At 67.3% G+C, this 21,194-nt stretch carries 20 protein-coding genes and 3 tRNA genes; 7 read left to right on the forward strand and 16 right to left on the reverse strand.

Annotated features, from left to right (window positions below; genetic code table 11):
* The 9 genes from MSZK_RS03735 to MSZK_RS03775 all read right to left on the reverse strand — a co-directional run.
* The coding region (locus MSZK_RS03735; protein ID WP_233211104.1) for a DUF222 domain-containing protein at positions 1 to 1,013 on the reverse strand (1,013 nt) is incomplete at its 3' end.
* Positions 1,014 to 1,059: 46 nt separating this feature from the next.
* Positions 1,060 to 1,890 carry an alpha/beta hydrolase gene (locus tag MSZK_RS03740; RefSeq protein WP_099244975.1) on the reverse strand — a complete coding sequence of 277 codons (831 nt, stop codon included), beginning with the start codon at positions 1,888 to 1,890 and terminating at the stop codon, positions 1,060 to 1,062.
* 16 nt (positions 1,891 to 1,906) lie between these two features.
* Complete coding sequence (locus MSZK_RS03745; protein WP_099244976.1) at positions 1,907 to 2,731, reverse strand: alpha/beta fold hydrolase; 825 nt, start codon at positions 2,729 to 2,731, stop codon at positions 1,907 to 1,909.
* A gap of 61 nt (positions 2,732 to 2,792) precedes the next feature.
* Entirely contained in the window at positions 2,793 to 5,528 is a 2,736-nt protein-coding gene (locus MSZK_RS03750) for a LuxR family transcriptional regulator (RefSeq protein WP_099244977.1), read from the reverse strand.
* A gap of 4 nt (positions 5,529 to 5,532) precedes the next feature.
* Positions 5,533 to 6,363, reverse strand: coding sequence for an ABC transporter permease (locus MSZK_RS03755; RefSeq protein WP_099244979.1), 831 nt, complete (start codon positions 6,361 to 6,363; stop codon positions 5,533 to 5,535).
* Positions 6,360 to 7,244, reverse strand: coding sequence for a glycosyltransferase (locus MSZK_RS03760; protein WP_099244981.1), 885 nt, complete (start codon positions 7,242 to 7,244; stop codon positions 6,360 to 6,362). The genes MSZK_RS03755 and MSZK_RS03760 overlap by 4 nt, the downstream gene beginning before the upstream one ends.
* Complete coding sequence (locus MSZK_RS03765; protein WP_099244983.1) at positions 7,241 to 8,065, reverse strand: ABC transporter ATP-binding protein; 825 nt, start codon at positions 8,063 to 8,065, stop codon at positions 7,241 to 7,243. The genes MSZK_RS03760 and MSZK_RS03765 overlap by 4 nt, the downstream gene beginning before the upstream one ends.
* Positions 8,066 to 8,078: 13 nt before the next feature.
* Complete coding sequence (locus tag MSZK_RS03770; RefSeq protein WP_199203178.1) at positions 8,079 to 8,600, reverse strand: bacterial proteasome activator family protein; 522 nt, start codon at positions 8,598 to 8,600, stop codon at positions 8,079 to 8,081.
* A gap of 17 nt (positions 8,601 to 8,617) precedes the next feature.
* Complete coding sequence (locus MSZK_RS03775) at positions 8,618 to 10,600, reverse strand: DUF6541 family protein (protein ID WP_099244985.1); 1,983 nt, start codon at positions 10,598 to 10,600, stop codon at positions 8,618 to 8,620.
* 97 nt (positions 10,601 to 10,697) lie between these two features.
* Between MSZK_RS03775 and MSZK_RS03780 the strand changes: the two genes are divergently transcribed.
* Positions 10,698 to 11,894, forward strand: coding sequence for a cysteine desulfurase-like protein (locus MSZK_RS03780; RefSeq protein WP_099244987.1), 1,197 nt, complete (start codon positions 10,698 to 10,700; stop codon positions 11,892 to 11,894).
* A gap of 10 nt (positions 11,895 to 11,904) precedes the next feature.
* Here MSZK_RS03780 and MSZK_RS03785 read toward each other — a convergent pair whose 3' ends face one another.
* Positions 11,905 to 12,885, reverse strand: a complete 981-nt coding sequence (locus MSZK_RS03785) for an NAD(P)H-quinone oxidoreductase (RefSeq protein ID WP_099244989.1) — start codon at positions 12,883 to 12,885, stop codon at positions 11,905 to 11,907.
* A 64-nt stretch (positions 12,886 to 12,949) separates the two neighbouring features.
* Between MSZK_RS03785 and MSZK_RS03790 the strand changes: the two genes are divergently transcribed.
* The 3 genes from MSZK_RS03790 (at position 12,950) to MSZK_RS03800 (ending at position 14,163) form a co-directional block, all read left to right on the forward strand.
* Positions 12,950 to 13,462, forward strand: a complete 513-nt coding sequence (locus MSZK_RS03790) for a MarR family winged helix-turn-helix transcriptional regulator (RefSeq protein WP_099244991.1) — start codon at positions 12,950 to 12,952, stop codon at positions 13,460 to 13,462.
* Positions 13,463 to 13,480: 18 nt separating this feature from the next.
* Positions 13,481 to 13,567, forward strand: a tRNA-Ser gene (locus MSZK_RS03795).
* 362 nt (positions 13,568 to 13,929) lie between these two features.
* Positions 13,930 to 14,163, forward strand: a complete 234-nt coding sequence (locus MSZK_RS03800) for a hypothetical protein (RefSeq protein WP_099244993.1) — start codon at positions 13,930 to 13,932, stop codon at positions 14,161 to 14,163.
* Between the two features lie 3 nt (positions 14,164 to 14,166).
* Here the strand turns inward: MSZK_RS03800 and MSZK_RS03805 are convergent, their stop codons facing one another.
* From MSZK_RS03805 to cysK, 4 genes are all read right to left on the reverse strand, one after another.
* On the reverse strand, positions 14,167 to 14,991 hold the full coding sequence (locus MSZK_RS03805) for a crotonase/enoyl-CoA hydratase family protein (protein ID WP_099245265.1): 825 nt from the start codon (positions 14,989 to 14,991) through the stop codon (positions 14,167 to 14,169).
* A gap of 33 nt (positions 14,992 to 15,024) precedes the next feature.
* Positions 15,025 to 16,482, reverse strand: coding sequence for an APC family permease (locus tag MSZK_RS03810; protein WP_099244995.1), 1,458 nt, complete (start codon positions 16,480 to 16,482; stop codon positions 15,025 to 15,027).
* A 93-nt stretch (positions 16,483 to 16,575) separates the two neighbouring features.
* A complete protein-coding gene (gene epsC / locus MSZK_RS03815; RefSeq protein ID WP_099244997.1) occupies positions 16,576 to 17,160 on the reverse strand; it encodes a serine O-acetyltransferase EpsC in 585 nt (194 codons plus the stop codon).
* Positions 17,161 to 17,165: 5 nt separating this feature from the next.
* Positions 17,166 to 18,101, reverse strand: coding sequence for a cysteine synthase A (gene cysK / locus MSZK_RS03820; protein WP_099244999.1), 936 nt, complete (start codon positions 18,099 to 18,101; stop codon positions 17,166 to 17,168).
* 71 nt (positions 18,102 to 18,172) lie between these two features.
* Here cysK and MSZK_RS03825 point away from each other — a divergent pair, with 71 nt between their 5' ends.
* Positions 18,173 to 18,763 carry a TIGR03086 family metal-binding protein gene (locus MSZK_RS03825; RefSeq protein ID WP_099245267.1) on the forward strand — a complete coding sequence of 197 codons (591 nt, stop codon included), beginning with the start codon at positions 18,173 to 18,175 and terminating at the stop codon, positions 18,761 to 18,763.
* On the opposite strand, the gene hisC is transcribed toward MSZK_RS03825, so the two are convergent.
* Complete coding sequence (gene hisC / locus MSZK_RS03830) at positions 18,750 to 19,820, reverse strand: histidinol-phosphate transaminase (RefSeq protein WP_099245001.1); 1,071 nt, start codon at positions 19,818 to 19,820, stop codon at positions 18,750 to 18,752. The genes MSZK_RS03825 and hisC overlap by 14 nt on opposite strands.
* A 118-nt stretch (positions 19,821 to 19,938) precedes the next feature.
* On the opposite strand from hisC, the gene MSZK_RS03835 reads away from it, so the two are divergent.
* Together MSZK_RS03835 and MSZK_RS03840 are read left to right on the forward strand one after the other, a co-directional pair.
* Positions 19,939 to 20,027 (forward strand) — tRNA-Ser (locus tag MSZK_RS03835).
* Positions 20,028 to 20,068: 41 nt separating this feature from the next.
* Positions 20,069 to 20,141 (forward strand) — tRNA-Arg (locus MSZK_RS03840).
* 375 nt (positions 20,142 to 20,516) lie between these two features.
* On the opposite strand, the gene MSZK_RS32810 is transcribed toward MSZK_RS03840, so the two are convergent.
* Positions 20,517 to 20,978, reverse strand: a complete 462-nt coding sequence (locus tag MSZK_RS32810) for a hypothetical protein (RefSeq protein ID WP_099245016.1) — start codon at positions 20,976 to 20,978, stop codon at positions 20,517 to 20,519.
* Positions 20,979 to 21,194 lie beyond the last annotated feature (216 nt).

Here is a 21,194-nt window from a genome sequence, read left to right on the forward strand (position 1 = left end):
TCGCAGTTGGGGAACCGGCAGGTGAGGTCGCGCATGCGGATGAAGTCGTCCAGGGCGGTGGAGGGCCGGTAGCCGGGTTCGGGCGTGTCGCTGGGGCGGCGTAGTGGTCGGATGGTGGCGCCGGCGGTGATGAGGTCGGCGAGCAGGGGGGCGGGCACGATGCCGCGGGTGCCGGTCAGCACGCCACCGGCGCGGGACTCGCGCACCGGGTCGTCGGTGTCGGCGTCGGTCAGCACGTGCACCACGACGGTGGCCGCGCGGGCGTCGGGTGCGGTGGCGGGGCAGTCGGGGTTGTCGCAGGTGCAGGCCAGATGCTCGGAGCCGGCGCCCAGGGCGCCTAGGGCGTCGGAGCGGCGTTGGCCGAGGGTGCGCGGATCGTCGTCGCAGACGGCGTGTGCCATGGCGCTCAGGCGTCGGTCGAGGGCGGCGGCGTCGGTGACCAGCAGCGATCCGCGGATGTCGGCGACCCCGCCGTGGGCGTTGGGTAGGTCGACGACGATATCGCGGTCGCGCAGGCGGGATTGGGTGCGGCGCAGCGCGCCGGGGTCGTAGCGGTCGACCCAGGCGTCGATGGCGCGTTGCAGTTTGAGGGCGGACATCGGTCCCCAGGTGAGCGCGTCGTCGGCGATCGCGCGGTCGAGGACGGCGAGCACGGCGTGGTCGTGGACGAGGTAGGTGCGGTCGACGATGGCCTGGCACACCCGGTAGCTCAGAGCGCCTTCGGTGAACAGGGCGGCGACTCGGGGCAGGCGGTGGCGCAGCGACATCGCCATCAGCATCTCGGCGCTGGCGCGGCCGTGGGTGATGCCCAGGGCTGCGGATACTTCGGCTGCGGCGGCGTCCCAGTCGTCGCAGGCCCAGTGGGCGCGCTCGTCGTCGGGGCAGCGGCGGGCGACGAGTTCGGCGATCGCGGCCAGTCGGCGGGCGGCGGCCTGGGCCTCCTGGCGGGCTGAGTCGGTGATCGCGGCGACTACCGCCGCGTCACCCGATCCACCCAACCCACCATCGAACACGTGTTCGAGTATGCCACCGGGGTCCGACAGAACTCGCCGAGTCGGGCTACGCGGTGTACCGGCCGTGCCGTCCGGTGTCGGCGTGGGCGAGTGCCCAGTCCAGTGCGTGATCGGCGACCGCCTCCCAGCCCGGCGCACCGCAGGTCCAATGGTCCCGGCCGGCGAACTCGTAGTACTCCGTGACCGCCGGCGACTTGTGATAGTGCTTGGCGTTCGACTTGTTGACGGCCGGCGGCATGATGTGGTCCTTCTCGCCGCCGATGAACAGCAGTGGGGCTCGGTCGGCCTGGTAGTCCACCCAGGTCTCCTGGTGCCCGGGCTGATAGTTCGCGAGCAGGCCGTAGTGCCACACCCAACTGCCCGGTGCCGCAATGGCATATCGCTCCCACACCTCGTCGGACTCCGCGCGGGTCATCGTGTTGGTGAAGGCGTAGTGGAACTCCTCGGGGGTGAAGCCGACGGCCTTGTGGATGTTGGCGGGGTTCTTCAACGCCGGGAACAGTGACTTCACCTGGGACAGCGGGCTGACCCGCACGCCTTCGGTCGGCGCGGAGTCGATGACCACCGCGGCCGCGCCGAGCCCCCGGGCCAGCAGCAGCTGGGTGAGGGTGCCGCCGAACGAGTGGCCGATGATGATCGGGGGGACATCGACCGACGCAATGACGCCGGCCAGATGATCGACGGTCTCGGGCACCGTGAGTTTTGCGATGACCTCGGGGTGCTTGCGGAGTTCTTCCACCTCGATCTCGAAACCCGGGTAGGCCGGGGTCAGTACTCGGAACCCCTTGGCCTCGTAGTAGGTCTTCCACTCCGCCCAACTGGCGGGGGTCATCCACAGGCCGTGGACCAGAACGATGGTGTCGGGACGGTCGGACATGACGATCTCGCTTTCTTCAGGAGACGAACGTGAGTAGATCTGCGTGCAAACGGTCGCGGTCGGTGTCGGGAAGGCCGTGCGGCCGGTGGTGATAGACGATGAGACGCGCACCGGGGATCAGCGCCGCCGAGCGTTTGCCGCCCACTTCGAACGGCACGATCTGATCGTCGTCGCCGTGGATCACCAGCGTCGGTATGTCGATCTTGGCCAGATCCCCGCGAAAGTCCGTGGCGGAGAATGCTGCTATGCACTCATAGGCGGCTCGGTGCCCGCAGGCCATTGCGCGTGCCCAGAACGCGTCACGGATTCCCTGTGAGATGTCACCGCTGCGGTTGTGGCCGAAAAACGGTCCATCGGCGAGGTTTCGGTACAACTGTGAACGGTCGGTGGTCTCGCCGGTGCGCAGTTCGTCGAACGTGGCGGCTGAAAGACCGCCGGGATTGTCGGGGCCCTCCAGCATCAATGGTGGGACTGCGGCGACCAGTACCAGCTTGGCGACTCGGCCGGTGCCGTGCCGGCCGATGTACCGGACGACCTCGCCGCCGCCGGTCGAGTGGCCCACCAGGGTGGTGTCGCCGAGATCGAGAGCATCGATCAGGACCTGCAAATCGTCTGCGTAGGTGTCCATTTCGTTGCCGTGCCAGGTCTGCGAAGAGCGGCCGTGGCCGCGGCGGTCGTGGGCGATCACCCGGTATCCGTGGCCGGCGAGGAACAGTGCCGCCGCTTCCCACGAGTCGGAGTTGAGCGGCCAGCCGTGGCTGAGGATGACCGGCCTGCCGCCGATCGCCCCCCAATCTCTGAAGAAGATCTGCGCGCCGTCTTCGGCGGTCACGAACGGCATAGGGTCAGTGTTGTCTGGCGACCTGCCGCACCGCACCACGTGCGGCTCGTAGTCGTGACCGTCAGCCGTCGGCGCCGAACCTTTCGGCGAGCTGTCTGCGGGAGGACACACCGACCTTGGCGAAGACCTTGCGCAGGTGGTAGTCGACGGTATTCGAGCTGATGAACAGGGTGGCGCCGATCTCGGCGTTGGTGTGGCCGTCGGCTGCCATCCGGGCCACCGACGCCTCCTGCGGTGACAGCTCCACCCCGCCGACGAGCTTGCGTCCGGTGCTGCGTTCTCCGGTGGCGGCCAATTCGGCGCGGGCCCGGTCGGCGAATGCGGGTGCTTCCAGCCGGTCGAACAACGCGATCGCCGACCTCAGCTGGTCGCGGGCGTCACGCCTGCGTTTCATTCGGCGCAACCACTCGCCGTACAGAAGATGGGTCCGCGCCAGATCCGCGGGAAGGTGCGCCTGTTCGAGTAGCCCGAGCGCCTGCCGGTACTGGTCTTCGGCTTCGTCGTCGGCGGCCAGCAGCGCCTGACACCGGTGGTCCTGGCTGTGCAAGGCGACGGTGCCACTTGCCGCCGCCATCATGGTGATTCGCGCCGCCACTCGGCGGGCGTCGGCGTCATGGCCGCTTCGGGTGGCGGCCTCGACGAAGTCCGCGAATCGGACGTAGGCCACCTGCAGCAGCGGCGCATCGACCACAGTCCGCAGTGCGGTGTACGCGTCGTGGTAACGGCCTTCGGCGATGTCGCTGAGTGCGATCGCACTGACGGCCGAGGTGTGCACGCCGCCGAACCCCATCTCTTTGACGGCCTGCGCGACCAGCTCCAACTCATCGCGGGACATCCCGGTCCAGGCCAGATAGCCGGCGTTGACGACGTTTTCGGCGTCGTAACCGATGGCCCGTCGAAGCTCTCGAACCTGGCGGATGGATGCGCCGCATGCGGCAGGCTCACCGTGTTCGAGTTCGAAGATGGATCGTACCCACAACACCGTGTCCAGCGCGCGCAGTGCGCCGGCGTCGCGGGCGATCGCGGCAAGTCGGTCCAGGTATCGGCCGCCGGCGTCCTTCTCGAAAAGTGCTGTCGCAATCGTAATTCCGACGAAGCCAAAGTCGGTGACGGTGGCGTCGTCGAGTTCGCCGAGCATGTCCAGTGCGGTGCGCATCAGCGGCACGGCATCGGGATAGGGGTCCAGGATGTGGGCGGCCAGTGCGTGCAAGACCACTGATCGCGGTCCCGGGAGCACGTCGGCGCCGGCCCCGATGCGCCGGCCCAGCTCGTCGAGTGTGAGGCCTTCCATCTGCAGCTCGGTCACCGACCACAGTTCGAAGGCCCGCAACAGGGCGGCCTGTTCCAGTTCGGGAGCGCGGTCGTGGAAGAGCGCCGCCGCGCTGAGCAGGTCGGCGGGTCCGCGAACCACGAGTGCCGAATCCGCCAGGAACAGCGCCAATTCGGTGCGGATCATGATCAGCCGACCGTGTGCGACGGCGTCGAGTCCGTCGGCGGAGATCCGATCCACCAGGTCCTGTGCCAGTTGGGCGGCGCCGGCGTCCGCGGCGGCCCGGGCCGCCGCCAGCAGCAGATCGTCGCGGCCGGCGCCCGGCGGGGTCAGGTCGGCTGCGCGGATCAGTAGTCGCGCCTGAGACACCAGGCCGCCGCGGCGGGCGGCTCGGTCGGCCACAGCGGCCAAGCGGTCCGCCACGACCGGGTCGGGGCCCTCGGCTGCCTCCGCCGCATGCCAGGCCTCGAGGTCGGCGAGGCCGAGGGTGGCCGCCGCGGTGCGCAGCGCCGCGTGGACCCGGCGGCGGTCGGAGCCGGTCATTGCACCGTAGACCGCGGATCGCACCAGCGGATGGCGGAAGGCGATGGTCTCGCCGGCAGTCACGAGCCGAGCGCGTTCGGCCTCGATGCGGCAGTCCGGCGAAAGGTCCAGCGCCGCAGCAGCGGTGGCGATCAGCATCTGCTGGGCCGACGGCTCGGCCGCCGCCAGGGACAACCACAGTCGGATGTCGTGCGGCAGTTTTCGAATCCGGTGGAGGTAGTGCTCCTCGAGTTGGCTGCCGATCGGGGCCGGCGCCGACGACAACCACAACCGGCTCAGCTGATGCGGGCGCAGGTCCTGGGTCAGGTCCAGCAAGGCCAACGGGTTACCGCCGGTCGCGGTGGCGATGCGCGTGGCGGCATAGGGGTCGATCGGCTCGGCGGCGGATGCGGCGAGCAGCCGGACCGCGGACTGGGCGTCCAGGCCACCGAGTTCGAGTACCGGGATACCGGCCAGCTGGATCTGCGATTCGGCGCTGTCGCGCGCCCCGAACAGCAGCACAGTGGACTCCGCTTGCAGCCGGCGAGCCACGAAGGCCAGCACCTCCCGCGATTCCGAATCCAGCCAGTGTGCATCGTCGACCACACAGAGCACCGGTCGCTGCCCGCTCGCCGCGGCGAACAGGCCGAGCATGCCCAGCCCCACCAGAAACCGATCGGGCGGCGGGCCGTCATCCTGCCCCGCCGCGACCCGCAACGCCTGCTGCTGACGTGCGGGCAGCCTTTCGAGGTGATCGGTCAGTGGCGACGCAATCCGCTGCAGTGCCGCGTACGGCATCGCCAGCTCCGCCTCGAATCCGTCGGATCTGATCACGGCGGCGTCGCCCGCGTGGGTGGTGGCGGCGTCGAGCAACGCGGTCTTGCCGATTCCGGGCTCACCGCGGACCACCAGCGCGCCGCCCACCCCGTTGCGGGCGCGCGTCATCAGCGCTTTGAGGGTGTCCAGCTCCTCGACGCGGCCGACGAACGTCGTGGGCGACGTCATCGCGCTAGACCCAGTACGGCACGCGCGCCCGGTACTGCCGCAGCGCGAACGCGGCGACCAGCCAGCCGATCACAGTCAATGCGATCACCACCAGCCAGTGCCGCAATTCCTGATCGGCGCCCAGCAGCGGCGCGCGCAGGATGTCGAGGTAGTGCAACAACGGGTTCAATTCGATGATCTTCGCCCATTGGCCGGCACCTTGCTGCCGCAGCGTGTTGTCGTTCCAGATGATCGGCGTCATGAAGAACAGCAGTTGCACGATCGAGAACAACAGCGGCCCGATGTCGCGGTAGCGGGTGGCCAGGATGCCGAAACAGAACGACACCCACACGCAGTTGAGCATGATCAGCAGCAGCGCCGGGATCGCCGACAGATCCGCCCACGACCACGGTTTCGGGAAGATGATCGCGATCACCACATAGATGACGATGTTGTGCGCGAACAAGATCATCTGCCGCCACACCAGCCGGTAGACGTGCACGCTCAGCGGAGTCGGCAGCTGTTTGATCAAGCCCTCGTTGGCGATGAAGACGTCGGCGCCCTCGATGATCGCTGCGTTGATCATGTTCCAGATGATCAATCCCAGTGTCACGTAGGGCAGATGCTCGGACAGTTCCAGGTGGAACAGCTGCGAGTACAGCCCGCCCATCGCCACAGCGGTGGTACCGGTGGCGATGGTGATCCAGAACGGGCCCAGCACCGAACGGCGGTACTTCTGTTTGATGTCCTGCCAACCGAGGTGCAGCCACAGTTCGCGCTTGCGGTAGCCGTCGATCAGGTCGCCCCACGCGCGAGTGAATGTCTTCGACTGCGCGGCGGCGTCAATGAACGTCATCTGCTGAACCTTTCGCGCCTACCCAGGCGTCGCAACCTCATCCACTCCACGAATCCCGCGGGATCGCGGCGCGTTATCAAGAAGTACCAGCCGAACCGCAGCCATTCCTGCGGCACCAGCTTGCGCATGCCGCGCTGCGACTGCAGGTATCCGCGGTTGCGATAGGTGAAGAACCGTTTGGTCGGGTCATCGGGATACTGGGTGTGCATCCGCCCGCCCAGGATCGGCTTGAACTCGTCACTGCCGTACGGATGCAGGTAGGTCGCCTGAAGGCTGGTGCCGAACGGCAGGCCGGAGAGCACCAGCCGCCGGTGCATGTCGACCTCGTCGCCGCGGATGAACAGCCGGATATCCGGAATGCCCACCGCCAGAATCGTTTCCGCGCGAAACAGCGCACCGTTGAACAGTGACGCGATCCCCGGCAGCAGGTCGCGATCGCCGAGTTCGGAGACGTTGCGGCGCCACTCCAGGCCGCGCCGCAACGGGAACGCCAAGCGCGTCGGGTCGTCGATATCGCACACCATCGGCGACACCTCGGCCAGCCCGTGCCGCTGCGCGCAGGCCAGCAGGGTGGCCAGCACCTCGGCGTTTTGAGGGCGGCCGTCGTCGTCGGCCAGCCAGACCCAGTCCGCACCGAGGGTCAGCGCGTGCAGCATCCCCAACGCGAATCCGCCTGCGCCGCCGAGGTTTCGGCGGGAGCCCAGATAGCTCGTCGGAACCGGCTGACCGGCCACGAGGTCGCGCACCCGGTCGTCGGCATCGTTGTCGACGACGATCAGGTGGTCGATCATGCGGGTCTGGGTGGTCAGCACGTCCAGCGACTTGGCCAGTTCGTCGGGACGGCGATGCGTGACGACGACGGCGCACACCATGTCGGTCACGGCGTGACTGCCCCGTCCGACCAATCGGACTTGTGCTCGTCGAGCACCTCTCGGACATGGCGCGCCGCGTCTTCGCCCTCGTAGGCCCGGACCACCTCTTCGATGCTGCCGGCCATCTTCACGGTGCCGTGGTCGATCCACATCGCGGTCTTGCACAGCCGCGCGAGGAACTCGTTGGAGTGACTGGCGAACACCAGGATTCCGGATCGCTCGACCAGGCTCTGCAGCCGGGACTGCGCCTTCTTGAGGAACTCCGCGTCGACCGCACCGATCCCCTCGTCGAGCAGCAGGATCTCCGGGTCGATGCTGGTGACCACCCCCATCGCCAGCCGAACCCGCATACCGGTCGAATACGTCCGCAGCGGCATCGACAGGTACTCGCCGAGTTCGGTGAAGTCGGCGATCTCGTCGACCTTGGCCAGCATCTGCTTGCGGGTCTGGCCCAGGAAGAGCCCGCGGATGATGATGTTCTCGTAGCCGGAGATCTCCGGATCCATGCCGACACCGAGGTCGAACACCGGGGCAACCCGGCCGCGCACGGTGGCCGACCCGCGAGTGGGCTCGTAGATGCCGGACAGCAGCCGCAGCAGGGTGGACTTGCCCGCGCCGTTGTGTCCGACCAGGCCGACCCGATCGCCCATCTTCAGCGACAAGGTGATGTCCCGCAGCGCCTCGATGACGACGACGTTCTCAGTGTTGCGGCCGATCGCGCCGCCGGCCTTGCCCAGGAAGGTCTTCTTCAGTGAGCGTGTCTTCGCGTCGAAGATCGGAAACTCGACCCAGGCGTCCCGGGTTTCGATGAAGGGATCGTCGGCAGCCACCGTGCGTCTCGGATCAGAGGTACTGGCCGGTGCCGTGACCGGGGACACCGGCCGGGCCGGGTTGCGCCATTCCCGGCGGGAGCGCGCCCTGGCGCATGTGCTCGAGCTGGGCGCGGGCGGCCATCTGCTGAGCGAACAACGCGGTCTGGATGCCGTGGAACAACCCTTCGAGCCATCCGACCAGCTGGGCCTGTGCGATGCGCAGTTCGGAGTCCGACGGGATGGTGTCCTCGGAGAACGGCAGCGCCAGGCGTTCCAGTTCGTCCCGCAGTTCAGGGGCGAGGCCGTCTTCCAGCTCGCGGATGGAGGTCGCGTGGATCTCTCGCAGCCGGCTGCGGCTGGCGTCGTCCAGCGGTGCCGCACGCACTTCTTCGAGCAGCTGCTTGATCATCGTGCCGATCCGCATCACCTTGGCGGGCTGCTCCACCAGGTCGGTGACCGAGCGCTGGTCGTCACCCTCGGCCGAGCCGCCGTCGGGCCCGGTGATGATCTCGATGTTGTCGTCGTCTGTGTTCGTCGTCATGGAAGTGAGCATTCCCTCGGGTTCCATTGTTATCGGCCGTCCGGCGGCGAAGATCCGCGCCATTCGTAGATGCGAGCCTCGCCGTTGTCGTAGATCTTCGCCCACGACTTGGACTTGTCTAGTGACACTAGACCGTCGGGCATGACGAACCCGCGGACCACCGGGGTACTGGTCAGCACATAGCGGATGTTCAGCGCCTTCACCGCCTCGGCGATCCTCGGATCGTGGTCGGCGTCGTCGGCGTACGCCCAGAAGATGAACCGGTGGTATCCGGGCCCCTGCTGCACGGGATAGTCGTAGTGCGTCCACAGCGGGTGCAGGCCCGCCACCGCGTACATCCATGCGGTTCCGTCGACATTGGCGTCGCCGATGATCGTGTCGCGGGCGCCCGGCAGCGTGGCCAGGTAGGCCATCGCCTCCAGATCTTTGTCGTCGATGATCACCTGGTCGTACTTTTCGCCGAGCAGGAAGCGGTGCCGGGGGAAGTAGTGCCAGGCCAGCCCCGCCGTCACCGCGACGAGCAGCATCGCGGTGGCCCCGATCCAGAACCGGCGGTCGGGATCCCGGGCGGCGGCCAGGCGTCGCGTCAACCGGCGTGCACCGGCGACCACCAGCAGCACGGCCGAGTACAGCGCGATGCCCGCCATCGGCGCCAGCAGGAGCGTGACGACCGCCGACAACCGGCGCGGATCGCTGTAGAACAGGTCGCTGTACTTGCCGATGATCGCCCCCACCGGGCCGCCGAACGGTGCTCCGGAGTGCACGATCGACACGATCATCACCAGCCACACCGCCGCCGGCCACCAGATCCGCTTGGTCAGCAGCAGCACGAAGCCGACACCCGCCAGCGCGATCAGGATGTTCTGGATCGGGAAGTCGTTGAGATGGCGGGTGTGCTGAACGATCGCGTTGAACAGGGTCCGTTTGCGGCCCTGGTAGGTCAGGAAGGCGTGGCCCGCGATGACCTCGGCCTGTTGCAGGACGCCGAGGAACTGCGGCAGCAGGACCGCCAGGGTGGGTGCGGCGATCGCGACCAGGGTGATGAAATCGCGCAGCCGGCCCAGCACCGGCCGCCGCAGGGCATCCAGCAGCCACCAGGCGGCCACGAATGTGACCACCACCACGCCGCCGGTGATGTGCACCGAGAACACGCCCACCAGCGCCAGCACCGCCAGCGGGATCCGGTCGCGATGCCGCAGCGACGAGGTGATCAGCACGAACGCGGGTATGGCGATGCCGTAGGCGGCCATGTTGGGCATCGAGGCGGTGTCGAACTCCACGTAGGGCACCGCGGTGAACGACGCCGACAGCGCGGCCGCAGTGGCCGCCGCTCCCGCGGTGCGCCACTGTGAGGTGCCGCGAGAGCGGAGCAGCTGCCAGGTCAGCAGGGCCGCGCTGAGCGGGAACAACCACACCGCAGCCGCCAGTGAACTCAGCGTGTATGCGGTGGTCGGCGCGGCGCCGATCAGCTGGGCGAGCACGGCGCCCAGCGCGTGGAAGACCGAGGGGTAGTAGAGCGCATCGTGGGTTTCGACGTTGCGCAGCTCGCCCATGTGCGTCGACGACGCCTGCCCGGTGTCGAGGATCCAGCGGATGGTGTTGGCGTGCCAGACCGAATCCCAGTTGCTCGGGATGGACTGCCAGTTCGGCATGCCCCGCCAGGCCGCGAGCGCGATGAACAGTGCGCCCAAGATCACGCCGGCCGCCACGGTCAGGGCGGGCCACACGGACACCGCGTCCGTGTCGGCCCCGGCGACGCGATAGCGGGAGAGCAGAATCCGCAAACCGAATGCCGCGGCGGACACGATGGCCAGGGCCAGCAGTGCCGTCCAGACATTCCAACGTATTCCGACAGCGCCGAACGGGATGATGGCCAGGCCCACAACGCCGTACGTCAGCACCGGGCCGACACCGAGCGCGACGGGCCAACTCAGCCGCCCGGCCAGCGCGACCACCGCGCCCGGCAGGATCAGCAACAAGACCGCGATCATCAGTCCGAACGCGAAGCTCACTGGACTAGTATGGCTGCCCAGGTGAACCTGTCCGCGGGGACCGCAGGCGCCCTTGCTGTCTCGATAGCGCTATCACCAACGCTTTAAGGTGGTCTCCATGGCATACGACGTCGCCCGGGTGCGTGGTCTGCACCCCGCGCTGGGCGACGGATGGATGCGCTTCGACGCCCAGGCCGGGATGTTGATCCCCGAGTCGGTGGCCACCACGGTGTCCACGGCGTTCCGCGGTTCCGTGCCCAACACCGCCAGCCCGCATCCCGCCGCCCGCCGCAGCGTGGCGGTGCTGGACGCGGCGCGCCAGGCGGTGGCCGATCTGGTCAACGGCGATCCGGCCGGGGTGGTGCTCGGTGCCGACCGCTCGATCCTGCTGACGTCCCTGGCCGATGCGTCGTCCTCGCGGGCCGGGATCGGTTACGAGGTGGTCGTCAGCAGGCTCGACGACGAGGCCAACATCGCGCCGTGGCTGCGTGCGGCCAACCGGTACGGGGCCAAGGTCAAGTGGGCCGAGGTGGACATCGAAACCGGCGAGCTGCCGTCCTGGCAGTGGGAGAACCTGATCACCGCGCCCACCAAGCTGGTGGCCATGACCTCGGCATCGTCGACGCTGGGGACGGTCACCGATGTCGGTGCGGTCACCAAGCTGGTGCACGACGTCAGCGGGCTGGTCGTGGTGGATCATTCGGCCGCCGCGCCATACCGGCTGATGGACATCGAGGAGACCGAGGCCGATGTCGTCGTGCTGAACGCGCCCGCGTGGGGTGGCCCGCCGATCGGCGCGCTGGTGTTCCGCAACCCGTCACTCATCGACACCTTCGGATCGGTGTCGATGAACCCCTACGCCAGCGGGCCGGCCCGGCTGGAGTTGGGCGGGCACCAGTACGGTCTGCTGGCCGGTGTGGTCGCCAGCATCGAATATCTGGCCGGACTGGACGAGTCGGCGCGCGGCACACGCCGCGAAAGACTGGCCTTGTCAATGCAATCCGCGGGTGCTTACCTCGGCGGGTTGTTCGACTACCTGATGGCATCGCTTCGGTCGCTGCCGCTGGTGATGGTGATCGGGCGGCCCGAGGTGCACATCCCGGTGGTCAGCTTCGCCGTCACCGGGGTGCCTGCCGAGCGGGTGGTCCAGCGGCTGGCCGACAACGGGATCCTGGCCGTCGCCAACGCCAATTCGCGGGTGCTGGACTTGATCGGTGTCAACGACATCGGTGGCGCGGTCACGGTCGGGCTGGCGCATTATTCGACGACGGCCGAGGTCGATCAGCTCGTGCGGGCGCTGGCGTCGCTGGGCTGACGCCGCCCGCTCACTCCAGGGTCAGCAGGACCTTGCCGAAGGTCTCGCCGGCGGCGAGCACCCGGTGCGCCTCGGCGGCCTCCTCGATCGGGAAGCGGGCACCGATGATCGGGCGGACCCGGCCGTCGGCGACCATCGGCCACACCGACGTCACCACCGCGTCGACGATCGCGCCCTTGCCGTTGGCGCCGGTGACGGGCCTGCCGCGCAACGAGGTGGCGATGACCTGCAGTCGCTTGGCGACCATCTTGCCGATGTTGAGTTCGCCCTTGACACCGCCCTGCATGCCGATGATCACCAGTCGGCCGTCGGCGGCCAGCGCGTCGAGATTGCGATCCAGGTAGGCCGCGCCCATGATGTCGAAGATGACGTCGGCGCCATGACCGTCGGTCGCAATATTGACGCGAGCGACGAAATCTTCGTCGCGGTAGGAGATTAACGTCTCGGCGCCCAGTTCTGCGCACAGGTCGAGCTTGGCTTGCGAGCCGGCGGTCACCGCGACCCGGCTGCCCAACGCCGTGGCCACCTGGATGGCATGGGTGCCGATTCCGCTCGCCCCGCCGTGCACCAGCAGCATCTCGCCGGGAGCCAGGTGGGCGGTCATCGCCAGGTTCGACCACACCGTGCACGCGACCTCGGGAAGCGCGGCGGCGTCGGACACGCTCACGCCGGCAGGGACGGGCAGGACCTGGGCGGCCGGCACCGCCACGTACTGGGCGTAGCCACCGCCGGCCAGGAGAGCGCAAACCTCTTGTCCGACAGTCCATCCGGATACGTCATCGCCGAGCTCGGCGATCACGCCGGAGACCTCGAGGCCCATGATGTCGCTGGCTCCCGGCGGGGGCGGATAGTGCCCGGCGGCCTGCAGCAGGTCGGCCCGGTTGACGCCCGCGGTGGTGACCTTGATCAACACCTCACCGTGGCCCGGTGTCACGTCGGGCACGTCGCGCCAGGTCAGACGGTCGGCGGATTCAGCGACGATGGCCAGCATTCGGCCTAGGTTACTCCGGAGTCATTTCCGCCTCGTACCGCGCTGTGTCGCTTACGATTGCGCTATGGGAGGGATTATTGCGGGGCGGACCGCTAGTGAGATGCCGGGGTTGGATATAGCTGAGCAACGAGCTTGGCAGAACTTCCTCGACGCAGCACTGCGGCTGTACGGAACACTGAATCGCGGACTCGTCGACAAGCACAAGTTGAGCTTGGTCGACGTACGACTGCTGGAAATACTGGACCACTCCGACACGGGTGCGGCGCGGATGGGGGATCTGGCCGAGCAGCTGATGTCGCTGCCGAGCCGGGTGACGCGCCAGATCCGTCGGCTCGAGAACGCCGGACTGGTGCACCGGGAGGCCAGTCCCGACGACGGGCGCGGAGTACTGGCCGCCATCACCGACCAGGGCCGCGAGGTCGTCGAGGACGCGATGCTGACGTACGCCACGGGTGTTCGGGAGAACTTCCTGGGCCCCCTGTCGCGGCCGCAGATGGCGGCGATGGGGGAGAACTGCCGTCGGATCAGCGCCTCGCTGAAGAACGGCGGCAACTCGACCAAGGTCGGCCGGGTCTGAACCGCTACGCTTAGCGGCGGTGGCGTGGCAGAGCGGCCTAATGCACTCGCCTTGAAAGCGAGAGACGGCTAACACCGTCCGGGGGTTCAAATCCCTCCGCCACCGCTGTGCGGGCCGGTTATCGATTCAAAGCCGTTGTGCCGCAGGCGATATGAATGTGCCCTCGGGCTTGGTGGTCGGGCAATCGGTAAGTGTGCCGGGCTGGGCGAAGGCCACGGACACCAGCTGAGCCCTAGCTGTGCGGCTGGCTCCGGACGTCTGTGGATCACCTTGGGACGCGTGCATTCGGGCGGGCCCCGGGCATACAAAGGATGAAAGCGTTTGATTGGTTGCCCTGAGCGCTCCTACCGAGCGTGCAGGCGGCCCGTCTGCGCCCGCGAATATCCCGAAAGGTGCAGCTCAGCGTGTCATCCCATCAGAAGCTTCGAAAAGGCTTGACTTTGAATAAAAGGTTGCTGGGTACGGTCGTGGGCAGTGCAGCGATCGCCGTTCTCGCGCTCTTCGGACTGACCCACCCCGCCCCGGCGTCGATCAACGGAACCGTCACCGCAGACTCCGGCGACGAGACGAAGTTCCCGCCCTATTCGTCGCCGGCCGTGGCCGCGATGAACATGGGCGCGACCACCACAGAGCAGCCCACCGATGAACCGACGGCACTGGCCACGACGAAGGCGGTACCGGCGATCAAAGCCGGTCACTAGCGGCTATTCGCCGGTGAACTCCGGCGGGCGCTTGGCGAACATCGCCGAGATGCCCTCGGACAGATCCTTCGACGGCAGGAACGCCGAGTTCCACGCCGCGACGTAGCGCAGGCTGGCTGCGACGTCGGCGGTGCGCTGCTCGTCGAGGACATCCTTGATGCCGTGGGTGACCAGCGGTGAATTGGCGGCGATCTCGGCGGCGGTCTGGTGGGCCGCGGCCAGCGTGGCGTCCGCGTCGGGATAGACGTCGTTGACCAGACCGATTTTCTCGGCGCGGGCGGCGTCGATGTCCTTGCCGGTCAATGCCAATTCGCGCAGATGTCCGTCGGACAGGATGTAGGGCAGCCGGGCCAGGCTGCCGACATCGGCGACGATGGACAGCTTCACCTCGCGCACCGAGAACTTCGCGTCGGCGCTGGCGTACCGGATGTCGACCGCACTGATCAGGTCGACGCCGCCGCCGATGCACCATCCGTGCACGGCGGCGATGGTCGGGGTACGGCAGTCGGCGACCGCCGTGATCGACTGCTGCATGCGCTTGAGCTTGGCGTGGAACTGCGCGCGCGGGCGAGCCGAGACCTCCGTGGTCATGGCTGAGCCGATGGTGTCGCCCATGGCGACCAGATCCAGGCCGTAGCTGAAGTTGCGGCCCGAGCCGGTCAGCACGATCGCTCGGACGTCGGGGTCGGCGTCGAGGTCGGCGAAGACCACCGGCATTTCGGCCCAGAATGCCGGGCCCATCGCGTTGCCTTTACCAGGCCCGATCAGGGTGACCTGGGCGATGTGGTCCTTGACCTCGACGGTGAGGGATTCGTACGGCTCGCTCATGACCATGAAGGCTACGGCGCGCGGCCGCCGGCGTCACTCGAGGGTCACGTCCGGGCGTCGGGCCGCGATGCCTGCGCCCAGCGCGAAGAACGCGACCAGCAGCGCGACCACACCGATGGCGATGGGTGTCGAGTCGCCGACCAGCCCCGGCAGGTTCTGCAGGATCAGCGCGAACGACACGACCAGCCCGACCAGACCGAGACCGGGGGCCACGAACGCCCGCCACGTCGACACCTCCAGCGCTCCGGCCCGCTTGCGCCGGGCGAAGAAGGCGAGCACCGCGACAGTGGTCGCGATCAGCAGGATGGTGATGCCGACGGTCGAGATACCGGCCAGCCAGGTGTAGAACTGCGTCACCGGGTCGAGCTGGAATGCGATCGCCACCACGATGGCGACTGCCACGACGATCGCGTCCACCCCGGAAGCGATATGCGGAGAGCCGTGGGCGGAGTGCGCCTGGCCGAGTTGGCCGGGGAACACCTTGCGGTTGGACAAGGTGAACACGTAGCGGGCGACGATGTTGTGGAACGACAGGATGCAGGCGAACAGGCTGGTGACGAACAGCACCTGGACGATGTGCAACCCGGCGGCGCCGAGGTATTGCTCGGTGGCGTTGGGTAGCAGCGCCGACGGATCAGCCTGGGCCTGCTCGACGGCCTGGCTGTCACCGACCGCCGAGATCAGCGCCCAGGTCGAGACGGTGTAGAACGTCCCGATCAGGATGACGGCCAGGTAGGTGGCCTTGGGGATGGTGCGCAGCGGCTCGCGCGCCTCGTCGCGGAACACCGCGGTGGCCTCGAATCCGATGAAGCTCAAAATCGCGAACAGCAGGGCGATACCCGGTGCGCCCGAGACGATTTCGGACGGCGTGACGATCCCGGTGGACAGGCCTTCCTGGCCGCCGCTGAACACGACCGCGGCGTCGAGCGCCAACACGATCGCCACCTCACCGATCAGCAGGACGCCGAGGACGTTGCGGGACAGGTCGATGTTGAAGTGACCCAGTGCCGTCACGGCCGCGAAGGCCACGAAAGCCCAGACCCCCCAATGGATGCTCGGCAGGCCGTAGGAGGCGAACAGCGCCTGCGCGCCCTGGCCGATCAGGCCGTACACCGCGACCTCGAGGGTGAGGTAGGAGATCAGCGCGACGAACGCGAACCCGAAACCGGTCACCCGGCCAAGGCCTTTGCCGATATAGGAGTAGAACGCGCCCGCGTCGGGGACATACGGCGTCAGCGCGGTGAAGCCGACCGCGAACAGCAGGATGATCAGGGTGCTGACGATGAAGATCGCCGGGAATCCGATGCCGTTGCCGTTGGCGATGCCCAGCGGAACCGGTCCGCCCATGACGCCGAGCGGCGACGCGGCGGCCACCACCACGAACACGATGCCCCAGACACCGAGCGAGCCTCGAAGCTTGCGATGGGGGCGGCCGTCGGCCGGATCCACAGCGACTCCAACGCTGCCGGATTGCTCAATGTGGTTGGTCATGTTGCCCTTTCGCCTGTGTTCGCGCCTGCAGACGCTAATCCCGCGAAGGGCCGGTTCAGACAGTTCGGATCAGCCGGATTCGATGCCGTCGATTCAGATGTACATGGCGGGGTCGACGTAGGTGGTCGGGTCGACGAGCTGTTCACGCTGCTTCTCGGTGCGCGCCCGGATGACGGCGGGGATGCCGGTGGCGATCGAGTCGGCGGGAACGTCATGGGTGACGACGGCGTTGGCGCCGACGGCGCTGTCGTCGCCAATGGTCAACGGGCCCAGGATTTTCGCTCCGGCGCCGACGACCACTCGGTTACCGAGGGTGGGGTGGCGCTTGCCGTGTTCCAGCGAGCGGCCGCCCAGGGTGACACCGTGGTAGAGCATGACGTCGTCGCCGATCTCGGCAGTCTCGCCGATCACCACGCCCATGCCGTGATCGATGAAGAACCGGCGACCGATGGTGGCACCGGGATGGATTTCGATGCCGGTGAAGAAGCGGGTCAGCTGCGACAGCACCCGAGCCGGTCCGCGAAACGCGGGCGTCGCCCACAATCGATGGGCCAGCCGGTAGGACCAGATGGCGTGCAGACCGGAGTAGACCAGAGCGTTCTCCAGGTCGCCGCGCGCGGCCGGATCATGGCCGCGCGCATTGCTCAGATCCTCGCGCAGGGTGGACAGCAGACCCATCGAATTCAGTCCCTGATGTGTTCGTACAGCACGGTGGAGATGTAGCGCTCACCGTAGTCGCAGACCACCGCGACGATGAGTTTGCCGGCATTCTCCGGACGCTTGGCGAGTTCCAGTGCGGCCCAGACGATTGCGCCCGAGGAGATCCCGCCCAGGATTCCCTCCTCGGTGCCGAGCTCGCGGGCGACCCGCACCGCGTCGTCGAGTTCGACGTCGATGATCTCGTCGTAGACGTCGCGGTCGAGCACCTCGGGAACGAAGTTGGCGCCGATGCCCTGGATCTTGTGCGGCCCGGCAGTGCCCTCGGTCAGCAGCGGTGAGTCTTTCGGCTCCACCCCGACGATCTGGACGTCGGGCTTGCGCGACTTGAGGACCCGGCCCACCCCGGTGATCGTGCCGCCCGTGCCGATCCCGGCCACGAAGATGTCGACCTTGCCGTCGGTGTCCGCCCAGACCTCCTCGGCCGTGGTCTTCTCGTGGATCGCGGGGTTGGCGGGGTTGGCGAACTGGTTTGCGGAGACGGCATTGTCGGTCTCGGCGATGATCTGGTTCGCCTTGGCCACCGCGCCCGCCATGCCTTCGGAGCCTGGAGTCAGCACGATCTCGGCACCGTAGGCACGCAGCATCACCCGGCGCTCGGTGGACATCGTCTCGGGCATGGTCAGGATTACCTTGTAGCCGCGGGCGGCACCGATCATGGCCAGCGCGATGCCGGTGTTGCCACTGGTGGCCTCGACGATCGTCCCGCCGGGGAGCAGATCACCGGAGGCCTCGGCGGCGTCGATGATCGCCGCGCCGATCCGGTCCTTGACGCTGTTCGCCGGGTTGTAGAACTCGAGCTTGACCGTGACGTCGGCGCCGAGACCGTCGGTCAGCCGGTTGAGCCGTACCAATGGCGTGCGGCCGATCAGCTCGCTGACATTGTCGTAGATCTTGCCCATGCTGCTCGTCCTTTCCCGTGCTCTCCACCGAACACTATTCGGCTGTCGGTGACCGGCCGTACCTTGGGGGCATGGCTGACGAATTCACCGCCGGACCGGAAGCGCCGCCCACCGACGAACTGGCCGCCGCCGAGGCGTCGCTGAAAGTATTGCAGCAGGTGGTGCACGGCATAGCCACTGACGACCTGAGCAAGCAGACCCCCTGCCGGGAGTTCGACGTCGCCGGGCTCACCGATCATCTGCTGAACTCGATCACCCTGCTCGGCGGCGCCGCCGGCGCGCAGCTGCCCGAACGTAACCGGGACGACTCGGTGGAACGGCAGATCATCAGCGCCGCGCGGCCGGCACTGGACGCCTGGCATGGCCGCGGCCTGGAGGGCACCGTCCCGTTCGGTGACCGCGAGTCGCCGGCAGCTGTCATGGCCGCCATCTTGTCGCTCGAATTCCTGGTACACGCTTGGGATTACGCCTCGGCAACAGACCGCCAGATCGATTCCCCGGACTCGCTGACCGACTACGTGACGACCCTGGCCCAGCGCATCATCACCCCGCAGGGCCGGGTCAGGGCCGGGTTCGACGACCCGGTCGACGTCGGCGCGCACGCGTCCAAGCTGGATCGGCTGGCCGCGTTCACCGGCCGGGTGCCGGTCAGCGGGTCGTGATCCAGGTACGGGCGAACGCCAGGAACACGTCGTTCTCCTCGGGTGCGCCGATGGTCACCCGCACCCCGTCGGTGCCGTAGGGCCGCACCAGCACGCGGGCGTCGGCGGCCTGCTCGACGAAGTCCGGGGTGTCCTGCGGGGACAGGGGCAACCAGACGAAGTTGGCCTGCGACGGCGGGAAGGCGTAGCCCAGTTCGGTGAGCTCGGCGCACACCCGGCGCCGTTCGGAGACCACGGCGTCGGTGCGGGCCAGCAGTTCGTCGGCGGCGTTCACCGACGCGATGGCGGCGGCCTGCGAGACGGTGGTGGCGGTGAACGGCACGTAGACCTTGCCCAGCGCGGTGATCACATCCGGGTCGCCGACGGCGTAACCGATGCGCAGGCCGGCCAGGCCGTACGCCTTGGAAAACGTGCGCAACACAACGACGTTGGGGTGGTTGCGGGCCAGCGCGAGGCTGTCGGGCAGCATGCCGTCGCGGATGTACTCGACATAGGCCTCGTCGATGGCGATGAGGATGTCCGACGGCACGGCGGAGACGAAGCGGGCCAGCTCGTCGGGGTCGACGACGGTGGACGTCGGGTTGTTCGGGTTGCACACGAAGATCAGCCGGGTCTTGTCGGTGATCGCGGCCAGCATGGCGTCGAGGTCGAAGGTGTAGTCACGCAGCGGCACCTGGACCGCGGTCGCGCCGGCCACCCGCACCTGCAGCGGATAGATCTCGAAGCTGCGCCAGCCGAAGATCACCTCGTCGCCGACCGAGGCGGTGATCTGGATGAGCTGCTGGCACAGACTGACCGATCCGCAGCCCACCGCGATGTTCTCCGGGGCGAAGGTCTGATGCTTGCTCAGGTGTTTGGCGAGGTGCTCCTTGAGCTCCACGTAGCCGTTGTCGGGGTAACGGTTGATGGTCTCGGCGGCGGCCGCGATGGCCGCACGCACGCTGGGCAGCGGTCCGTGCACGGTTTCGTTGCTGGCCAACTTGATGGCGCCGGGTACCGTCTTGCCCGGGGTATACGCCGGTAGATCAGCCAGTTCGGGGCGCAGGCGGGCGGTCACCCGGTCAAGTCTAGGCGGCCTCAGGGAGCTGCTTTGCCACGAGCCGTGGCCGCTGTGTACTCTCATCCATCGGCGGTTCCGGGGCTTTGACCAGGCTCCGGTACGCTCAGGTAGTTCAGGAGGCGTGCCAGAGCGGCCGAATGGGGCTCACTGCTAATGAGTTGTTCCCCTCAAAGGGAACCGGAGGTTCAAATCCTCTCGCCTCCGCCGCGGTTGACTCGTCAGCCACGAACAACTGAAGACGGACGGCGCCCGTAGCTCAACGGATAGAGCATCTGACTACGGATCAGAAGGTTAGGGGTTCGAATCCCTTCGGGCGCACTTCACCGGGATTGTCCCGGGTTGCACCGCAGTAAGCTGTCAGGTCACTGTCACCGAACCCCGCCTCCGCAAAACGGCAAAATGCCGAAATTACGAGTCGCCAAATTCGGGAACTCCGAAAATCACTAGGGGCTGCGCAGCCACGCATAACTGACCTAGATGGGGCGATTACGGGCCTGTCACTCCCTGGCGAGCACCGCCCCGAGGGTGGCACCGGCAGCCTTCAACTGGTCCGTCACGCGCTCGCACGAAGCGAACGGCTATTTCTCCTGCCGTCAAGTCCTGGAAGAGACGCAGTCGGACGAAACGTCCAGCGACACGACCGAACTCAGGCTGCCGGAGGCTGGCCGTTGTCGGGCCAGGCAAGAGTTCCAGTCAGCCCTGCACAAGGCCCTTGCACGCCCCTTCACGCCAGTTCTGCCAGCTCACGTTGGCGATCGTCGGCGGACCCGACATAAACACCATTTCGATGAACTCATCGGTTCCCGGCTTGATCCATGAGTACGGGCCTCCGACGTAGATGGTGCACTGCTGCCATCCCTGGCGTAGCAAGCTGCCATCAGCCACCGCGAATATCGTATTGCGGATCCCAACGTCGTTCCCCGGATTGAGTCGGTCGCCTTTGTATCCCCACGCCTCACGTGACGAGCTTCTGGCGTAGCTTGCCTGTACAAGCCACGTCCCACTCGGCATATTGATTCCGAGCAGCTTTGACATGTTGTCGGGGGCGTCGGAGGTCGTCGGGGTCGCTAGCGCCGACTTCTTTTCGTCCAGATTCTCACGGATTGTGTCGTTTGCAATCCTGTCGATATCGGGAGAGCAGCCTGTCAGGGCCATTGGACCAGCAACGGCGGCGATAGCGAGAGCGACAAAGGTGCGCGTAATGATTCCTCCCCGAAGTCAGTTAGACCGATGCATCAGTGTATGAGCAACTTCACCGGCAGAGGCAGCTTGTCGGGGCGCAGCGGGTCCGGGGTCGACAACGAAGCAGCGGGACGCGCGCAGAACACGAAGGGGCGACTCGGCTCGAGAAATTTGCAAATCTACAAAACA

The organism is Mycobacterium sp. shizuoka-1, from assembly GCF_002723835.1.
GTDB lineage: Bacteria > Actinomycetota > Actinomycetes > Mycobacteriales > Mycobacteriaceae > Mycobacterium.

Excerpts from the sequence above, each read along its gene's own strand:
- MSZK_RS03770 (WP_199203178.1), bottom strand. The coding sequence starts at position 8,600 with ATGCTCACTTCCATGACGACGAACACAGACGACGACAACATCGAGATC.
- MSZK_RS03825 (WP_099245267.1), top strand. The coding sequence starts at position 18,173 with ATGGCTGACGAATTCACCGCCGGACCGGAAGCGCCGCCCACCGACGAA.
- MSZK_RS03785 (WP_099244989.1), bottom strand. The coding sequence starts at position 12,885 with ATGCTGGCCATCGTCGCTGAATCCGCCGACCGTCTGACCTGGCGCGAC.
- MSZK_RS03810 (WP_099244995.1), bottom strand. The coding sequence starts at position 16,482 with ATGACCAACCACATTGAGCAATCCGGCAGCGTTGGAGTCGCTGTGGAT.
- cysK (WP_099244999.1), bottom strand. The coding sequence starts at position 18,101 with ATGGGCAAGATCTACGACAATGTCAGCGAGCTGATCGGCCGCACGCCA.
- MSZK_RS03805 (WP_099245265.1), bottom strand. The coding sequence starts at position 14,991 with ATGAGCGAGCCGTACGAATCCCTCACCGTCGAGGTCAAGGACCACATC.
- MSZK_RS03790 (WP_099244991.1), top strand. The coding sequence starts at position 12,950 with ATGGGAGGGATTATTGCGGGGCGGACCGCTAGTGAGATGCCGGGGTTG.
- MSZK_RS03745 (WP_099244976.1), bottom strand. The coding sequence starts at position 2,731 with ATGCCGTTCGTGACCGCCGAAGACGGCGCGCAGATCTTCTTCAGAGAT.
- MSZK_RS03740 (WP_099244975.1), bottom strand. The coding sequence starts at position 1,890 with ATGTCCGACCGTCCCGACACCATCGTTCTGGTCCACGGCCTGTGGATG.
- MSZK_RS32810 (WP_099245016.1), bottom strand. The coding sequence starts at position 20,978 with ATGGCCCTGACAGGCTGCTCTCCCGATATCGACAGGATTGCAAACGAC.
- MSZK_RS03755 (WP_099244979.1), bottom strand. The coding sequence starts at position 6,363 with ATGACGTTCATTGACGCCGCCGCGCAGTCGAAGACATTCACTCGCGCG.
- MSZK_RS03750 (WP_099244977.1), bottom strand. The coding sequence starts at position 5,528 with ATGACGTCGCCCACGACGTTCGTCGGCCGCGTCGAGGAGCTGGACACC.
- epsC (WP_099244997.1), bottom strand. The coding sequence starts at position 17,160 with ATGGGTCTGCTGTCCACCCTGCGCGAGGATCTGAGCAATGCGCGCGGC.
- MSZK_RS03780 (WP_099244987.1), top strand. The coding sequence starts at position 10,698 with ATGGCATACGACGTCGCCCGGGTGCGTGGTCTGCACCCCGCGCTGGGC.